General features: G+C 64.4%; 19 protein-coding genes and 1 tRNA gene. 12 read left to right on the forward strand and 8 right to left on the reverse strand.

Features of this window, described 5'->3' with window-relative positions; genetic code table 11:
- The first annotated feature begins 123 nt into the window (after positions 1–123).
- The 9 genes from CG471_RS02180 to CG471_RS02220 all read left to right on the forward strand — a co-directional run bounded on the left by CG471_RS02180 (position 124) and on the right by CG471_RS02220 (position 5,453).
- A complete protein-coding gene (locus CG471_RS02180) occupies positions 124–540 on the forward strand; it encodes a hypothetical protein (protein ID WP_099230316.1) in 417 nt (138 codons plus the stop codon).
- Positions 540–1,214: a hypothetical protein gene (locus tag CG471_RS02185; RefSeq protein ID WP_099230318.1), complete on the forward strand. Its 675-nt coding sequence runs from the start codon at positions 540–542 to the stop codon at positions 1,212–1,214. The genes CG471_RS02180 and CG471_RS02185 overlap by 1 nt, the downstream gene beginning before the upstream one ends.
- Positions 1,214–1,690: a cupin domain-containing protein gene (locus tag CG471_RS02190; protein WP_099230320.1), complete on the forward strand. Its 477-nt coding sequence runs from the start codon at positions 1,214–1,216 to the stop codon at positions 1,688–1,690. The genes CG471_RS02185 and CG471_RS02190 overlap by 1 nt, the downstream gene beginning before the upstream one ends.
- On the forward strand, positions 1,690–1,971 hold the full coding sequence (locus CG471_RS02195) for a hypothetical protein (RefSeq protein WP_099230322.1): 282 nt from the start codon (positions 1,690–1,692) through the stop codon (positions 1,969–1,971). Before CG471_RS02190 ends, CG471_RS02195 begins: the two co-directional genes overlap by 1 nt.
- Positions 1,968–2,381 carry a hypothetical protein gene (locus tag CG471_RS02200; protein WP_099230324.1) on the forward strand — a complete coding sequence of 138 codons (414 nt, stop codon included), beginning with the start codon at positions 1,968–1,970 and terminating at the stop codon, positions 2,379–2,381. Before CG471_RS02195 ends, CG471_RS02200 begins: the two co-directional genes overlap by 4 nt.
- Positions 2,381–2,611, forward strand: a complete 231-nt coding sequence (locus CG471_RS02205; RefSeq protein ID WP_099230326.1) for a hypothetical protein — start codon at positions 2,381–2,383, stop codon at positions 2,609–2,611. Before CG471_RS02200 ends, CG471_RS02205 begins: the two co-directional genes overlap by 1 nt.
- The gene (locus CG471_RS02210) at positions 2,611–3,930 is read left to right on the forward strand and encodes a hypothetical protein (protein WP_099230328.1); all 1,320 of its coding nucleotides are present in this window, start codon (positions 2,611–2,613) and stop codon (positions 3,928–3,930) included. The genes CG471_RS02205 and CG471_RS02210 overlap by 1 nt, the downstream gene beginning before the upstream one ends.
- On the forward strand, positions 3,927–5,066 hold the full coding sequence (locus CG471_RS30505; RefSeq protein ID WP_180275598.1) for a hypothetical protein: 1,140 nt from the start codon (positions 3,927–3,929) through the stop codon (positions 5,064–5,066). Before CG471_RS02210 ends, CG471_RS30505 begins: the two co-directional genes overlap by 4 nt.
- A 171-nt stretch (positions 5,067–5,237) precedes the next feature.
- Complete coding sequence (locus tag CG471_RS02220; protein WP_099230330.1) at positions 5,238–5,453, forward strand: hypothetical protein; 216 nt, start codon at positions 5,238–5,240, stop codon at positions 5,451–5,453.
- Positions 5,454–5,601: 148 nt separating this feature from the next.
- Here CG471_RS02220 and CG471_RS02225 read toward each other — a convergent pair.
- Both CG471_RS02225 and folK read right to left on the reverse strand, forming a co-directional pair.
- Positions 5,602–5,677 (reverse strand) — tRNA-Lys (locus CG471_RS02225).
- A gap of 41 nt (positions 5,678–5,718) precedes the next feature.
- Positions 5,719–6,228: a 2-amino-4-hydroxy-6-hydroxymethyldihydropteridine diphosphokinase gene (folK, locus tag CG471_RS02230; RefSeq protein ID WP_099230332.1), complete on the reverse strand. Its 510-nt coding sequence runs from the start codon at positions 6,226–6,228 to the stop codon at positions 5,719–5,721.
- A 23-nt stretch (positions 6,229–6,251) separates the two neighbouring features.
- Here folK and CG471_RS02235 point away from each other — a divergent pair, with 23 nt between their 5' ends.
- The gene (locus CG471_RS02235) at positions 6,252–6,917 is read left to right on the forward strand and encodes a uracil-DNA glycosylase (protein ID WP_099230334.1); all 666 of its coding nucleotides are present in this window, start codon (positions 6,252–6,254) and stop codon (positions 6,915–6,917) included.
- A 100-nt stretch (positions 6,918–7,017) separates the two neighbouring features.
- Here CG471_RS02235 and CG471_RS02240 read toward each other — a convergent pair whose 3' ends face one another.
- The 4 genes from CG471_RS02240 to CG471_RS02255 all read right to left on the reverse strand — a co-directional run bounded on the left by CG471_RS02240 (position 7,018) and on the right by CG471_RS02255 (position 9,704).
- Positions 7,018–7,344 carry a YnfA family protein gene (locus tag CG471_RS02240; RefSeq protein WP_099230336.1) on the reverse strand — a complete coding sequence of 109 codons (327 nt, stop codon included), beginning with the start codon at positions 7,342–7,344 and terminating at the stop codon, positions 7,018–7,020.
- A 31-nt stretch (positions 7,345–7,375) separates the two neighbouring features.
- Positions 7,376–8,224 carry an N-carbamoylputrescine amidase gene (aguB, locus tag CG471_RS02245; protein WP_099230338.1) on the reverse strand — a complete coding sequence of 283 codons (849 nt, stop codon included), beginning with the start codon at positions 8,222–8,224 and terminating at the stop codon, positions 7,376–7,378.
- Between the two features lie 68 nt (positions 8,225–8,292).
- Positions 8,293–8,625 carry a DUF2501 domain-containing protein gene (locus CG471_RS02250; protein ID WP_099230340.1) on the reverse strand — a complete coding sequence of 111 codons (333 nt, stop codon included), beginning with the start codon at positions 8,623–8,625 and terminating at the stop codon, positions 8,293–8,295.
- Positions 8,626–8,714: 89 nt separating this feature from the next.
- On the reverse strand, positions 8,715–9,704 hold the full coding sequence (locus CG471_RS02255) for an agmatine deiminase family protein (RefSeq protein ID WP_099230342.1): 990 nt from the start codon (positions 9,702–9,704) through the stop codon (positions 8,715–8,717).
- 101 nt (positions 9,705–9,805) lie between these two features.
- Between CG471_RS02255 and CG471_RS02260 the strand changes: the two genes are divergently transcribed.
- Positions 9,806–10,258 carry a DUF6265 family protein gene (locus CG471_RS02260; RefSeq protein ID WP_099230344.1) on the forward strand — a complete coding sequence of 151 codons (453 nt, stop codon included), beginning with the start codon at positions 9,806–9,808 and terminating at the stop codon, positions 10,256–10,258.
- A gap of 192 nt (positions 10,259–10,450) precedes the next feature.
- Positions 10,451–10,954, forward strand: coding sequence for a hypothetical protein (locus CG471_RS30020; protein ID WP_143560135.1), 504 nt, complete (start codon positions 10,451–10,453; stop codon positions 10,952–10,954).
- 102 nt (positions 10,955–11,056) lie between these two features.
- Here CG471_RS30020 and CG471_RS02270 read toward each other — a convergent pair whose 3' ends face one another.
- Entirely contained in the window at positions 11,057–11,437 is a 381-nt protein-coding gene (locus CG471_RS02270; RefSeq protein ID WP_099230348.1) for a hypothetical protein, read from the reverse strand.
- Positions 11,438–11,556: 119 nt separating this feature from the next.
- Positions 11,557–13,230: a M28 family metallopeptidase gene (locus tag CG471_RS02275; protein ID WP_099230350.1), complete on the reverse strand. Its 1,674-nt coding sequence runs from the start codon at positions 13,228–13,230 to the stop codon at positions 11,557–11,559.
- Positions 13,231–13,338 lie beyond the last annotated feature (108 nt).

A 13,338-nucleotide genomic window follows, 5' to 3' on the forward strand; every position in this document is an offset into this window, starting at 1 on the left:
GCGCGGACCGGTCATCGAGGCTGATCGGTCCGCCTTCCAATCCGATCCGGGCGAAGAATGCCCGTGCCCCATCTGCACCAGCGACTGCGCACGCATTGTGCCGTGCCAGCGGGAGAATGACCGTTGAGCGAAGAATCCTCCAGCAGCGACGCAGACAAGGTGGCGATATCGTCTCTTGCCAATCTTTTTGCGGACATGAGCGCCTACGAGATCGCGACGATGGTCGTGTCCGAGCGGGAAGCGTTGTCTGAGGCTCGGCGGCAGGCTGAAGACCGCGCGGCCGATATCCTCCGCGCCAACGCCCAGATCAACGAACTGAAGGCCGACCTTCGCCGCGTCCAGAGCGATCTCGCGGATCGTGAGCGCGAGGCCCGAAGCGCACGGGAAGCAACCGACCAGGCTCGCATGGCCGCAGCTGAACTGCGCGGCCGGCTGAAGGAAGTTCGCGCCAATCAGATGGTCCGCCGCGGTGACCTGGTCGGCTTCGGCGACGTCTGCGCGCCTCGTTTTGATCCCTATGATGATGGAGTGCCGTTCTGATGAGCACCGATTTCAGCACACTGATCGCCGATGCGGTCGCAGCAAAGATGACGCCCGACTTCATCGAGAAGGAGGTGAATAGCCGCGTCGAGAAGCTGATTGTCGAATGCATCGACAAGTCCTTCCGCAGCTACAGCGATACCGCCAAGCAGATCGAGGAAGCGGTGACCGCTGCCCTGAAGGTCAGCAAGCTTGATCTGCCCAGCTACGGGACGATGGTCACGGCGATGCTCAAATCGCAGATTGAAGCTGTCGTGAGCCCGATCGTGTCCGGCCGCCTTGCCGCCGACATGGAAGAACTTCTCAAGCTGGCCCCGGCGGAGATCAAGCTCTCCGAGATCGTCAACGACATGCGCCAAGAGCACGAGCACGGTGACAAGTGGGGCGATGTCATAACCGTCATTTTGGAAGATCCAAGCTACCGCTCTCGCTGGCTCTATCTGGACGAGGAAGATCGCTACGACGATCGCGACAAGTACAAGTGTCGTCATCGGCTTCTTCTGAATGAGGATGGCACCGTCAGCGGCGGATGGATTGATACCAAGGATCCGACCAAGGGCACTTGGGTCGGTCGCTCGCATGGTCTCGGTCAGCGGCTGCGCGCTTTCATCGCCTGCAACACCAGGATCATCCTCGATATCGACAATGTCGTGACGTCGGTGGGGGATTACTGATGCATATCGGATACGCCTCCCTCGCCGATATGCAGGCTTGGGCCGCCCAGATCATGTCCCGCGAATGCGATTTCCCGATCGGCGGGCGTGAAAACCCGTATCTGGAGCGCTGGTGGATCATCCCGCGCAATGAGCAGCAGAACGTCTATCTGCACCGCATCCTGCGCGACGATGACGACCGCGCGCTGCACGATCACCCGTGGGATAACATCTTCTACGTGATCGCCGGCAGCTATCGCGAGATCACGCCGGACGGCACCTTCATCCGCCGGCCGGGCTACATCGTGCGCCGCCAGGCGACCGACATGCACCGCCTCGAACTGATCGACGGCGAGCCGTGCGTGTCGCTGTTCTTCACCGGCCCCAAGGTCCGCGAGTGGGGCTTCGACTGCCCCAAGGGCTGGGTCCACTGGCAGGACTTCACCGCCGGCGACAATGGCGAGCTGGTGGGCAACGGGTGCGGGGAATTCGCGTGATGGAGAAGAATCTACATGTCGAAGCGCTGACCACGGAGGATGGCGACCCTTGGGGCGTCTATGCCTATGGCCACATCGATCCCGCGCTGCTGACCCTCGACCTCATCAACGAGGCGCTGGATTACATCGGAATTGATCCGCTCGACAGGGCGGAGCCGAAGCATCTGTGGATGCACGCCGAAGAGGATGAGGATGGCGGCATGCCCGACTATCCCTGGCAATTCTGCCCGGCCGGGACTGAGGGAGCGATCGCCGTCACCGGGATCGACTTTCAGGCATGAGCAAGTTCGGCGCCGACACCGACGACTTCACCCTGGTCAAGACGCGCTATGGCGTCTGCCACAGCATCCCTGTGGGCGGGGAGGGGCGACGCGTCCACTGCAAGCGGAACGCTGCCACCTGCAAGTTCTGCCATGAGCATGGCGTGCCGGCGGCCGACCCGGATCCGTTCGACACCGCCTGCGCCGCGCTGCGCGCCCATTGGGGCCAGCGCTGGGCGGAGAGCGACCGCCGGCCGGGCGACCTGAAGCCGGACGAATATTGGCCCGCCGACGGCATCCACATCGTGGCGCTGGACGATGAGACCCGCGCCCGCTCCATCCTCGTCAGCTTTGGCGAGAACGACACCGCCATGGGCGCGATCAGCGCCATCTGCGCGGTCCACAATGAAATGATCGGGAGGCCTGATTGATGGGCATGGCGCTTGAGAAACTGCCTGACTGGCCGGCCGGTATGAACCGGGAAATGGCGCTCGCCTATACGGGCGTCAGTGGAGATCAGCTGGATGAATGGCGCCGCGCTGGCGTGGTTCGCTTCCGGCCGCGCGGCCCGCGTGGGCAGATGCTCGCCCTGCGCACCGACCTGGACGCCGCCCTGGCCATCCTCTTCGGCACCGAAAGCCGGGGAGGCATCGAACTCTGATGGGCAAAGCGATCGTGAAATTGCCCGCTTATGTGACACGCCTGAAGCTCGCGTCGGGACAGCACGCCTATTACTGGAAGTTGCCAAGCTGGGCGACGGTCAAGGATCCGAAGACCGGCAAGCGTGCGCCAGCCGTGCGGCATGGGTTCCCATGCCCAGTCGAATCCTGCGCCTTGGGCACCAGCCATGATGCGGCGGTCGCCAAGGCGGAGGGCTTAAACGAGACGCTGAGGGAATGGCGGCTGGGCGCGGAACGCCGGACGCTCAAGCCTGGGTCGATCGCTTGGCTGTTCAACTGGTATCGCGGGCTGGAGCGCTTCACCGACCTGAAGCCCAAGACGCAGCGCGATTATCGCCGGCTGATGGAGATCGTGGCCAACTTCCCGACCAGGGCAGGCGGCAAGCTGGGCAACCGGCTGGCGTCGGACATGGATGGCGAGACAGCCGACACACTCTATCTCAAGCTGCGGGAAAAGGGCGAGCGGGAGGCGGCCTATGCGATGCAGGTGTGCCGCCTCGTCTGGAAGTGGGCGCTGCGCCACAAGCGCACGACAGGCGTCAAGGATAACCCGTTTGCGGGCATGGGCATCAAAAGCACCCCGGCGGGCGAGAACCGGCCGACGACGCGCGAAGAATATGACCGGTACCGTATCGCGGCGCGGGATCTGGGCTATCAGAACATGGCTGCAGCGGCAGCTCTGTGCTTCGAGGCATGTCAGCGCGTCAGCCAGGTCTTTGGCCTGTGGCCGGACGAGGCTGCGATCGAGGAGGGAAGGGCGCCGCCGGCGGGGCTGCAGTGGTCCGTCTATAAGCCTGGCGTCGCGCTGGCGCTGGTGCAGCGCAAGACGGGCAATCCCGTCTGGCTCGACCTGACGATCGACGTCGAGGGCGAGACGGTGCAGCTTTACCCCGACCTGGAGGCCGAGCTTCAGGATCTGCGGCAGCGCGCGGCGCGGGATCAGTTCGGCCAGCCGACCGGCCCCATGATCGTGGACGAGCGTTCTGGCCAACCGTTCGAGCAGCGCTGGATGTCCAGCGTCCACCGCAAGATCTGCAACAAGGCGGGGTTGCCGAAGGCGATGACATTCACCGGCTTCCGGCATGGCGGGATCACCGAGATCGGCGACGCTGGCGAGTACGACGTCCGACCGATCTCCGGGCACAAGACGCTCGCGCAGACGCGCACCTACAACAAGGCGACCGCCGAGAAGGGGCGCCGGATCGCGCTCAAACGGCGCGAGCATATCGACCAACTGGGCGAGCGGGAGGGTGGCAAGGCCAGCCGGCCGGGCTCGCGGGATAAGGAGGATGATCGGTGACTGATCCCATCAACATGCTGCTGTGGTGCCCCCAGTGTAATGCGCAGCACATCGATGCGCCGAGCGAGGGCTGGAACAACCCGCCGCACCGGTCCCATTTGTGCCATGAGTGTGGCTGCATTTGGCGTCCGGCCGACGTCGCCACCAATGGCGTGGCCGAAGTCAAGACGGCTGGCGATGCGGACACCTGGGGATGGATCGGCGGATATAGCCTGTTGCCGCCTCTGGGCCGCAGACTATCGGATGCGCTGGCTTCGCTTGAAATCGCAGAGCGGGATCGGCACGACCTGCTGCACGCCATTGGCTGGAAGACCGGACCGTTCACCGATGACGGCACGCGCCAGGTCGTGATGGATGACACCGCCGGCCTTCGGCCGGAAATGGTCAAGGCCCGCCGTCGCGCGCAGGAAGCCGAGGGCAGCGCGATGATGTGGCACATGATCGCGGGCGAGCGCGTCGAGAATGCACAATCCGGACTCTTGCTGCGCATCTGGCGTCAGTTGCGGGAAGAGCAGCAGGCCCGGCGATTGGCGGAATCTCGTCTCGCAAAGGCGCAGGTGCCGTTTCAGGGACGCGTTCAGCCGTGGATGATCGACTGCTTCGACGCGAAAATCGCCGGCGATAAGCTGGAGCGGTCAGATCGAGCAGTCGAGGAAATGCTCGAACTATCGCAGGCTGTATGCGCCTTGATTGGTGTCGACTTCGCGCCGCGCGCTCATGCTCTTGTCGATTATGTCGCCGGCCGTCCGGTCGGTGAGATACCGCAGGAAGTCGGCGGGGTAATGGTGACGCTTGCCGCCTTGTGTCTCGCCGTCGGGGCGGACATGCATGATGCTGGCGAGGCCGAGCTGGACAGGATCAACCAGCCGAACATCATCGAGAAAATCCGAGCCAAGCAGGCGGCCAAGCCCACCGGATCGGCGCTGCCGATTGCCTCGCCCAAGCCCGCACCGCATCCCGACACCGCGCGGCTCGACGCGTTGCGCGATGAGTGCTGGGACTTGCGTAGTTTTCCCGTGCTGACCGGCGGCGACACTGGCGATGTCTCGCTGTGGCCGATGACTGCAAAGGGTGAGTGGTGCGGCGAGTATCAGGGCACCTCGCCTCAAGCGATGGGGACTGACAATGGGAACTAGAGGCATACCGGGCACGCCGCGGCCAGGTGCAGGCTATAACCGAGGCGGCAAGCGCTCGGAAGCGATCCTGGCTCGAATGAAAGAGATCCAGCGCCGGCAGGCGGCTGGCGAGCCGGTTTATGGAAAACCGCTGCCGGCGATGCCGCATGCCACCGACAGAAAGGCATAGCGATGGCCACGGTGACGGTGTGGACGCGGGCGGGTTGCATGACGATCGAGATAGACGATGGCGGACATCCGATCGATCTGAACGGGCGCCGCCCCAGCCACTTCGAGCGCGCCCGGTCAGAGCTCATGGGTGGGCGGTGGACAGACGATGAAGCTGAGAAGCTGATCGATCTTGTGAGGCTGGGTCAGGCGCAGGGATCACCGCGACGCGACTCATGAAACGGCCGCCGAACTGGGGCGACGACCGGCCGTTTGGCACGCAAGAACAGGCCGCGAACATCCCGAATTTGTCGAAATGACGGTCGAAACCAATGTCGAAAGGCGCTTGCCGCTCGATTGATAAACCCTTTGTTTTCAAGGGTTCCGGTGGTGAGTCCAGCTGGGTTCGAACCAGCGACCTACTGATTAAAAGTCAGTTGCTCTACCGACTGAGCTATGGACCCCCTGTCGAGACCGCTCGCACTAGTGGCGCGCGGGCGGCTGGTCAACCTCTTGTGGCACGATGATATGTCGCTTTTCGCAAAAGCGCATGCAGATGCCGCACGCTCTGCCCGGAAGGCGGGCATTTCCAGTCGGGTGCGATGGCGCCGAGCGGGCGCAGGACGAAGTCGCGCTGGGCAAAGGCGGGGTGTGGGATGGTGAGGTCGCGGCTGCGCCAGCGGCCGCCCGACCAGAGGATGATGTCGATGTCGAGCCGGCGCGCGCCCCAGCGCTGGAAGCGGCGGCGGCCAAGGCCGGTCTCGATGCCCTGCAGCGCGGCCAGCATGGCGAGCGGGGGGAGGGCGCTGTCGACCAGCAGCGCGGCATTGGCGAAACGGCGGCGCGAGGGGCCGAGCGGCGGCGTCTCGATCGTCGGGGACAGGGCAATGACATCGCCCACCGCGCCGATCCGGCGCACCGCTTCGGCCAGCAGGCGCGGCGGCGTCAGCCGGGCGGAGAGCGGCCGGTTCGACCCGATCGAGAGGGCATAAAGGTGGCGGCTTGTGTCCGGCATGGTGCAGCGCCTATCTGAGCGCCATGATCCTGCAAAGTCCCCTTTCAAGCGAACCGCCTCGCGACTGTCCGCTCTGCCCCCGCCTGGTCGCGCTGCGCGCGGAATGCCGGGCGGAACATCCCGACTGGTGGAACGCGCCGGTGCCCGCCTTTGGCGATCCGATGGCGCGGATCGGCATCATCGGCCTGGCGCCGGGCAAGCAGGGCGCGAACCGCACCGGCCGCCCCTTCACCGGCGATGTCGCGGGCGAGCTGTTCTTCGCCACGCTCAAGAAGTTCGGCCTGGCGCAGGGCAATTATGAGGCGCGGGTCGATGACGGGCTGGAACTGCGCGACGCGATCATCATCAATTCGGTCCGCTGCCTGCCGCCGCAGAACAAGCCGGTGCCGGCCGAAGTCCATGCCTGTCGCCCCTTCCTGGCCGATGGCGTGGCGCAACTGCCGCGCGCGCGGACCTTCGTCGCGCTGGGCGAGATCGCCCATCAGTCGGCGGTGAAGGTGCTTGGCGGCAAGTTGCCCAAGGCGCGTTTTGCCCATGGCGCGGAGCATCGCATGCCCGACGGGCGGATGCTGATCGATAGCTATCATTGTTCGCGCTACAACCAGAATACCAACCGGCTGACGGCGGAGATGTTCGAGGCGGTATTTGCGCGGGCGGTCGAACTGGCGGGGCTGACGTCCGCCAATTAGAGCATTTTCGAAGCAGATGGCATCATCTGCTGGCTCGGAAAATGCGGAAAACAAAAAGGCAAACAGAGCATGATCCGATTCAGTATGAACGGATCATGCTCTAGGCGCGGTGCGGGCCGAACAGGATGACGCCCGCGCCGACCAGGCTGAGCGCCACGCCGGCCATGTCCCAGCGGTCCGGTCGCACGCCTTCGACCAGCCAGAGCCAGAGCAGGGCCGAACTGATATAGACGCCGCCATAGGCGGCATAGGCGCGCCCGGCCGCCGCCGCGTCGACCAGGGTCAGCAGCCAGGCGAAGAGCAGCAGCGACCCCGTGCCGGGGATCAGCCACAGCATCGACTTGTCCATCCGCAGCCAGGCCCAGAAAGCGAAGCAACCGGCGATTTCGGCCAGGGCGGCGGCGATATAGACCAGGATCGACGACATCAGCCGATCCGGGCCGGGTTGCGGCGCGCCATCAGATATCCTGCGCGATGCGGCCGTAAAGTTCGGGGCGGCGATCGCGGAAGAAGCCCATGCCGGCGCGGTGGATCTTCGCCTTGGCAAGGTCCAGCGTGGCGACCAGCGCGCCATTGTCCCTGGCGTCGGACTCCGCGAGGAAATCGCCCCATTCGTCGCTGATGAAGCTGTGGCCGTAGAATTTCTGGCCCTCTTCCTCGCCGATGCGGTTGGCGGCGATCACCGGCATGCAGTTGCTGACCGCATGGCCGATCATCGCGCGGCGCCACATGCGGCTGGTGTCCAGCTCCGCATCATAGGGTTCGGAGCCGATCGCGGTCGGGTAGAACAGCATTTCGGCGCCCATCAGCGCCATGCAGCGGGCGGTTTCGGGATACCATTGGTCCCAGCAGATGCCGACGCCCACGGTGCCATATTTGGTCGGCCACACCTTGAAGCCGGTGTTGCCGGGGCGGAAATAATATTTTTCCTCATAGCCCGGACCGTCGGGGATGTGGCTCTTGCGATAGACGCCCATGATCTCGCCCTCATCATCGATCATGGCGAGCGAGTTGTAATAATGATGGCCGTCCCGCTCGAAATAGCTGGTCGGGATATAGACGCCCAGATCCTTGGCCAGCTTGCGCATTTCCTGCACGGCGGGGTGCTGGTCGGTCGGCTGGGCGCGGTCGAACAGCGCCTCGTCCTCTTGCCGGCAGAAATAATGGCCCTCGAACAGTTCGGGCGGCAGGATGATCTTCGCGCCGCGGGCGGCGGCCTTGGTCACATGATCGGCAACCATGGCGATATTGTCGGCCATGTCGTCCGAAAAGGCGAGCTGCAGGGCGGCGACGGTCACGCGGGTCATTCATCACTCCATGATGGGTTCGCCGCGCGATATAGGGGCTATGGCGCCGCCGCGCTACCGGGAAGCGCCTATAGCAGGGAAGCCGATTGCTTGAGCACCATGGAGCACATCTTGCCCTTGGCATCGCCCTTCAGGCTGTCGAGCGAAATGTCCTTCTTGCCGGCATGGATGATGCCGGTCTCGCCGGACTTGAAGGCGCCCGAGCCCTTCACGCCCGGTTTCTTGTTCAGCTTGTCCAGCACGGCATTGGCGCTGGTCGCATCGACGAGCCGGTTCTTGACGCAATAGCCCAGCACGCCGGCGGCATTTTCAGCGCCCATGCCCACGATGCTGGGCAATTGGGCGGTGCCGGCGCTGGCGCCAAGCAGGATCAGTAAAGTGGCAAGGATCGGACGAAACATGGGGCAATGCTCCTGAAGCCGGGCGATGCTGCGTCGCCCGGCCCGGAAATTGCGCCTGCATGAGCATCCCCGCAACGGGGGACTAACCCTTAGACCAGCGAGGGCATCTGCTGGCTGCAGCAATGGAAGCTGCCGCCGCCCGACAGGATCGCGTCGCTGCGCAAGCCGATGATCTGGCGCCCCGGAAAGAAGGGGGCGAAGGCGTCGAGCGCCGCCTGATCATTGGGCTGGCCATAGATGGGGACGATGACGGCGGCATTGCCGACATAGAAATTCATGTAGCTGGCGGGGATCGCTTCGCCATCGACCAGCACCAGGCCGGGCGAGGGGATGTCGACCACCTCCACGCCATGCGCCTTGGCGCGGGCGCGGGCGTCGGCATAAATGGCCGTATTGGGATCGTCCGGCGTGGTCGCGATCGGCAGCGCCAGTTTGCCCGGCGCGACGAAGCGGGCGAGATTGTCGACATGGCCGTCGGTATGGTCGTTGAGCAGGCCATCGCCCAGCCACAGCATGTCGGACAGGCCGAGCGCGCCGGCCAGCAGCGTCTCGATCTTGCCGCGATCGAGGTCCGGGTTGCGATTGGGGTTGAGCAGGCATTGCTTGGTCGTCACGAACAGGCCGGTGCCGTCGGTATCGATCGCGCCACCCTCGAACACCCAATTCTGGGTCGAGGTCGCCATGCCGGTGGTCGCGGCGAGGCGCGCGCCGATATCCTCGTCACCGGGCATCTGATATTTGCCGCCCCAGCCGTTGAAGCCGAAATCGACCAATGCACGGTCTCCAGCGCCGTTCAGCACGGCGATCGGTGCGGTGTCGCGCAGCCATACGTCGCCCAGATGGTGGACGGCGATGGTGACGCCCGGCGCGACCAGCGCTCGCGCAGCGTCGGCATCCGCCTCATTGGCGACCACCAGACGCACCTCTTCACCCTTGCCATCGGCATGGAGCGCGCTGGCGAAATCGGCGATCTGGCGGCGGGCACCGTCAAAGGCGCCGGGCCATTCTTCCGGGTTGGTCGGGAAGCCGATCCAGGTCCAGTCGTGCGGCGCCCATTCGGCAGGCATGCGAAAAGTCATAGATTTGTCCTTGCCCGGCGCGCTGGCCGGTCCGAGATAGCGGGAGAGATGTTGCGCGCTCCATAGCGCAGGGGCGCGGGTCTGGACAGAGGGTGTAGCGGGTGAAGAAGAGCGTATCGATCATGCTGGCGGCACTGATGCTGGGCGGGGCGCCGCTGGTGCAGGCGGCGGACCTGCCCGAATGGCTGACCGGCGAATGGCAGCAGGAACGGGGCGACCGCTGGACCGAGGAACTGTGGTCGCTGCCGCGCGGCGGGGTGATGATCGGCATGGGGCGCAGCGGGCGGGGCGAAAGCCTGCAAAGCTGGGAGGTGATGAGGATCGTGCGCGCGGCGGACGGAACGCTGACGCTGCATGCCGCGCCGGAGGGCGGCAAGGAGACGATCTTCCCCGTGCTGGAGCAGGGCGTGCGCGACATCAGCTTCGCCAATCCCGACCATGATTATCCCCAGCGCATCCGCTACTGGCGCGAAGGCCGCCTGCTGATGGCCGAAACCGCGATGATGGACGGCAGCAATGCCCAGAACTGGACCTATGCCCCGGCGGGGCAGTGAGGGGGGAAGTTGTGACCATCTTCCGTCATTGCGAGCGTAGCGAAGCAATCCACCGGCGCGAGATGGATTGCTTCGCTACGCTCGCAATGACGATGTCGGGCTTTGGCGGCTGACTAGCATTCTTGGTCGCTCCGTCAGATGATTCTCATCTCTTAAACCGGCCGCTTATGCCGATGGCAAGGTGAAGGCTGAATGACGAAATCTGATGGAAAGCCGTCGTTTGCCTGCTACCATACCCACATGGAAGAAGCAGTCGGGTCATGGCAGCAAGAAGGACGCATTAGCCTTTGGCGCTACCGCAAGGCTCCGAAGATGTATCACGGTTGGCACTTCACGGCAGATCAAGAAGGCTGCGCAAGCCTAATCGAACTGTTTGGTATTCTGTCGAGTGCGACTAGCCCTACTCATCGAACTATCTCGCTAACTGGTCCCCAAGAGGTGGAAGCAGATCGCATCTTCGGCAATCACGACTTCCGGCTCGATGTTCCTGCCAAACTCCGCCTTGCCAACGATCTTGATGAAAGCGGTTCCATTGGCCTCGCCGCTGATGCTTTTGTCATGCCGCTCAGATCAGAAGATATAACCAATTTCTCAGATGCGGTGAGGGATATATCTGTTGATCACGCTGACTTCGGCGTGAGCTTTGGCAGCAACGACACCATCATCAAGTTTTGGTGGTGGCCAAAGAAGCGCTAGGGGCTGAAAGGGCGATTTTTGCCGGACGATTTTACTGCGTAAGGTCAGCTATCGCCGGTCATATGCCCAAATCCCACCAGTCCGCTCCCCACCCTTCAAGCTCTAAGGCCGCTTCCCGCCCGGCTGGCTGCGCTGGGCTTGGGTCAGGCTCTGGAGGGCGCGGCCTTGCATGTCGATTTCGCGCTGTTCTGAGTAGCTGAGGCCATCGCGGGCGCTGCGATCGGCCTGGGCGTCGGCGCGGTCGGCCTCGCGGCGGAGCGCGCGCGCCTGTTTCCTGCTGAGCGTGCCGCTCTTGCGTCCGTCGCGTATGTCCTCGCGCGCCCGGTCCAGTTCATAGTCGCCCGAGGGGCGAGGCTCGACCCGGACATTGACCGGGCCGGGCGGTGCGGTCGGCTCTGTCTTGGGCGCGATTTGCGCGGGCAGCGCGGCCGGCAGGGCGAGGGCGGTCAGAAACAGGCTGGGCAGGGCAAGGGTTATGCGCATGGCGTTGCTCCTACAGGACGGGGCAAGGTCAGCCCCAAGCGCTGAACCCGCGCTGAACCTTTGCGCCATCGGATGAGGCCGGCGACAGCGCCCCATGCTGTCCCCGGCCTTGACGATGCTTATTTGCCCGCGCGGTCCTTGTCGCGGATGGCGCGGAATTCGTCGCCATCGACCCAGTTGGGCCAGTCGGTCGTGTTCGCGAGCGCCCGGCCGACATCATAATAGAGCTTCAGGTCGGCGGCGACGCCGGTCCAGTCCCAATTGGGATCATATTCGTCCTTGGGGCCGTGATAGCGATGCTCGGTATAATCCTCGGCTGCGGCCATGCCGGCGGCGGTGCCGCCCTTCACCAGATCCTCGCCGCCCTCGAAATAGAGCATCGGCAGGCCATGCTTGGCGAAGCTGAAATGGTCGGAACGGTAATAATAGCCCTTTTCCGGGGTCGGCTCGAGCGTCGCGACGCGGCCCTGCGCGCCCAGCGCGCGGTCGAGATAGGCGTCGAGCTGCGACTTGCCCTTGCCGATGACGACGACATTCTTGGCGAGGCCGGCGACGCTCAAGGCATCCATGTTGACGCCGCCGACGGTCTTGCTGAACGGGAAGACCGGGTTGTTGCCATAATAGGCCGAACCCAGCAGGCCCGATTCCTCGCCGGTGACGGCCAGGAACACCTGGCTGCGGTCGGACGGGCCAGCCTTAACATTGGCCTGGGCCAGGGCGACCAGCGCGGCGGTGCCGGTGGCATTGTCGACCGCGCCGTTGCAGATATCGTCGCCGTCGGGCGCGGCCTGGCAATGGCCCAGATGATCCCAGTGCGCGCTGTAGAGCACATATTCGTCGGGGCGGGTCTTGCCCGGCAGCAGGGCGACGACATTCTTCGACGCATGCTTGCGCAGGTCATTGTCGAACGAGACATTGGCCTTGATCGCGCCCAGCGGCACGGCCTTGAAGCCCTTCTGCTTGGCGGCGGCCATCTGCTGGTCGAGGTTGAGGCCCGCGTCGGCGAACAGGGCGGCGGCCTTGTCCTTCTGGATCCAGCCGATCGCGGCCGACTGGTCGGCATTCCCGCCCGGATTGTCGGCGACATGCTGCGCCCCGGTCCAGCTCGACTGGACGACGTTCCAGCCATAGGCGGCCGGTTCGGTGTCGTGGATGATGATCGCGGCGGCGGCGCCCTGACGCGCGGCTTCCTCGAACTTGTAGGTCCAGCGGCCATAATAGGTCATGGCGCGCCCGTTGAACGGGCCGGTCAGGCCCGGCGTCTGATAATCCGGGTCATTGACCAGGATCAGCACGGTCTTGCCCTTCACGTCCAGGCCGGCATAGTCGTTCCAGCCCTTTTCCGGGGCGTTGATGCCATAGCCGACGAACACGACCGGGCTGTCCTTGACCTCGATCCGGGGCTGGGTGGTGCGATAGGTGCCGATCACCATCTCGGGACCATAGGCGGCGGTGATCGGGGTCTTGCCACCCGTGAAGCTCAGCGGTGAGACATTCTTGGCGGTGATCTCGACCAGCGGCACGTCCTGGAACCAGCTGCCCTTGTTGCCGGGCTTGAGGCCCAGTCTCTCGAACTCCGCGGTCAGCAGCGCCAGCGTCTTTTCCTCGCCCACGGTGCCGGGCGCGCGGCCCTCATAGGCGTCGGACGAAAGCTCCTTCACCAGCCGCTTCATCGTGTCGATCGAGGGGGCGGCGTCGCTCTTGGCGGCGGGGGCGGCCAGCGCGACGGCGGGCGTCAGGGCAGGAGCGGAAAGGGCGAGAACGGCGGCGATCGCCGCGACGGAGCTGCGCATGGAAGGAACCCTTGTCTTTATGGAATGCGCCTGATGCCACCGCCACGGGCCGAGGGCAAGAAATGCCGATTGTCACATTTGTTGCACTTGGTTAGCAATTGATCCGGG

The sequence above is a fragment of the Sphingobium sp. IP1 genome (genome assembly GCF_002708645.1).
Taxonomy (GTDB): Bacteria; Pseudomonadota; Alphaproteobacteria; order Sphingomonadales; family Sphingomonadaceae; genus Sphingobium; species Sphingobium yanoikuyae.

Bases quoted from the DNA above. Each gene is read 5' to 3' on its own strand.
- CG471_RS02235 (WP_099230334.1), top strand. From the start codon at position 6,252: ATGATCCTGCAAAGTCCCCTTTCAAGCGAACCGCCTCGCGACTGTCCG.
- CG471_RS02195 (WP_099230322.1), top strand. From the start codon at position 1,690: ATGGAGAAGAATCTACATGTCGAAGCGCTGACCACGGAGGATGGCGAC.
- CG471_RS02250 (WP_099230340.1), bottom strand. From the start codon at position 8,625: ATGTTTCGTCCGATCCTTGCCACTTTACTGATCCTGCTTGGCGCCAGC.
- CG471_RS02190 (WP_099230320.1), top strand. From the start codon at position 1,214: ATGCATATCGGATACGCCTCCCTCGCCGATATGCAGGCTTGGGCCGCC.
- folK (WP_099230332.1), bottom strand. From the start codon at position 6,228: ATGCCGGACACAAGCCGCCACCTTTATGCCCTCTCGATCGGGTCGAAC.
- CG471_RS02220 (WP_099230330.1), top strand. From the start codon at position 5,238: ATGGCCACGGTGACGGTGTGGACGCGGGCGGGTTGCATGACGATCGAG.
- CG471_RS02185 (WP_099230318.1), top strand. From the start codon at position 540: ATGAGCACCGATTTCAGCACACTGATCGCCGATGCGGTCGCAGCAAAG.
- CG471_RS02270 (WP_099230348.1), bottom strand. From the start codon at position 11,437: ATGCGCATAACCCTTGCCCTGCCCAGCCTGTTTCTGACCGCCCTCGCC.
- aguB (WP_099230338.1), bottom strand. From the start codon at position 8,224: ATGACCCGCGTGACCGTCGCCGCCCTGCAGCTCGCCTTTTCGGACGAC.
- CG471_RS30020 (WP_143560135.1), top strand. From the start codon at position 10,451: ATGACGAAATCTGATGGAAAGCCGTCGTTTGCCTGCTACCATACCCAC.
- CG471_RS02255 (WP_099230342.1), bottom strand. From the start codon at position 9,704: ATGACTTTTCGCATGCCTGCCGAATGGGCGCCGCACGACTGGACCTGG.
- CG471_RS02200 (WP_099230324.1), top strand. From the start codon at position 1,968: ATGAGCAAGTTCGGCGCCGACACCGACGACTTCACCCTGGTCAAGACG.
- CG471_RS02275 (WP_099230350.1), bottom strand. From the start codon at position 13,230: ATGCGCAGCTCCGTCGCGGCGATCGCCGCCGTTCTCGCCCTTTCCGCT.
- CG471_RS02240 (WP_099230336.1), bottom strand. From the start codon at position 7,344: ATGTCGTCGATCCTGGTCTATATCGCCGCCGCCCTGGCCGAAATCGCC.
- CG471_RS02210 (WP_099230328.1), top strand. From the start codon at position 2,611: ATGGGCAAAGCGATCGTGAAATTGCCCGCTTATGTGACACGCCTGAAG.
- CG471_RS02205 (WP_099230326.1), top strand. From the start codon at position 2,381: ATGGGCATGGCGCTTGAGAAACTGCCTGACTGGCCGGCCGGTATGAAC.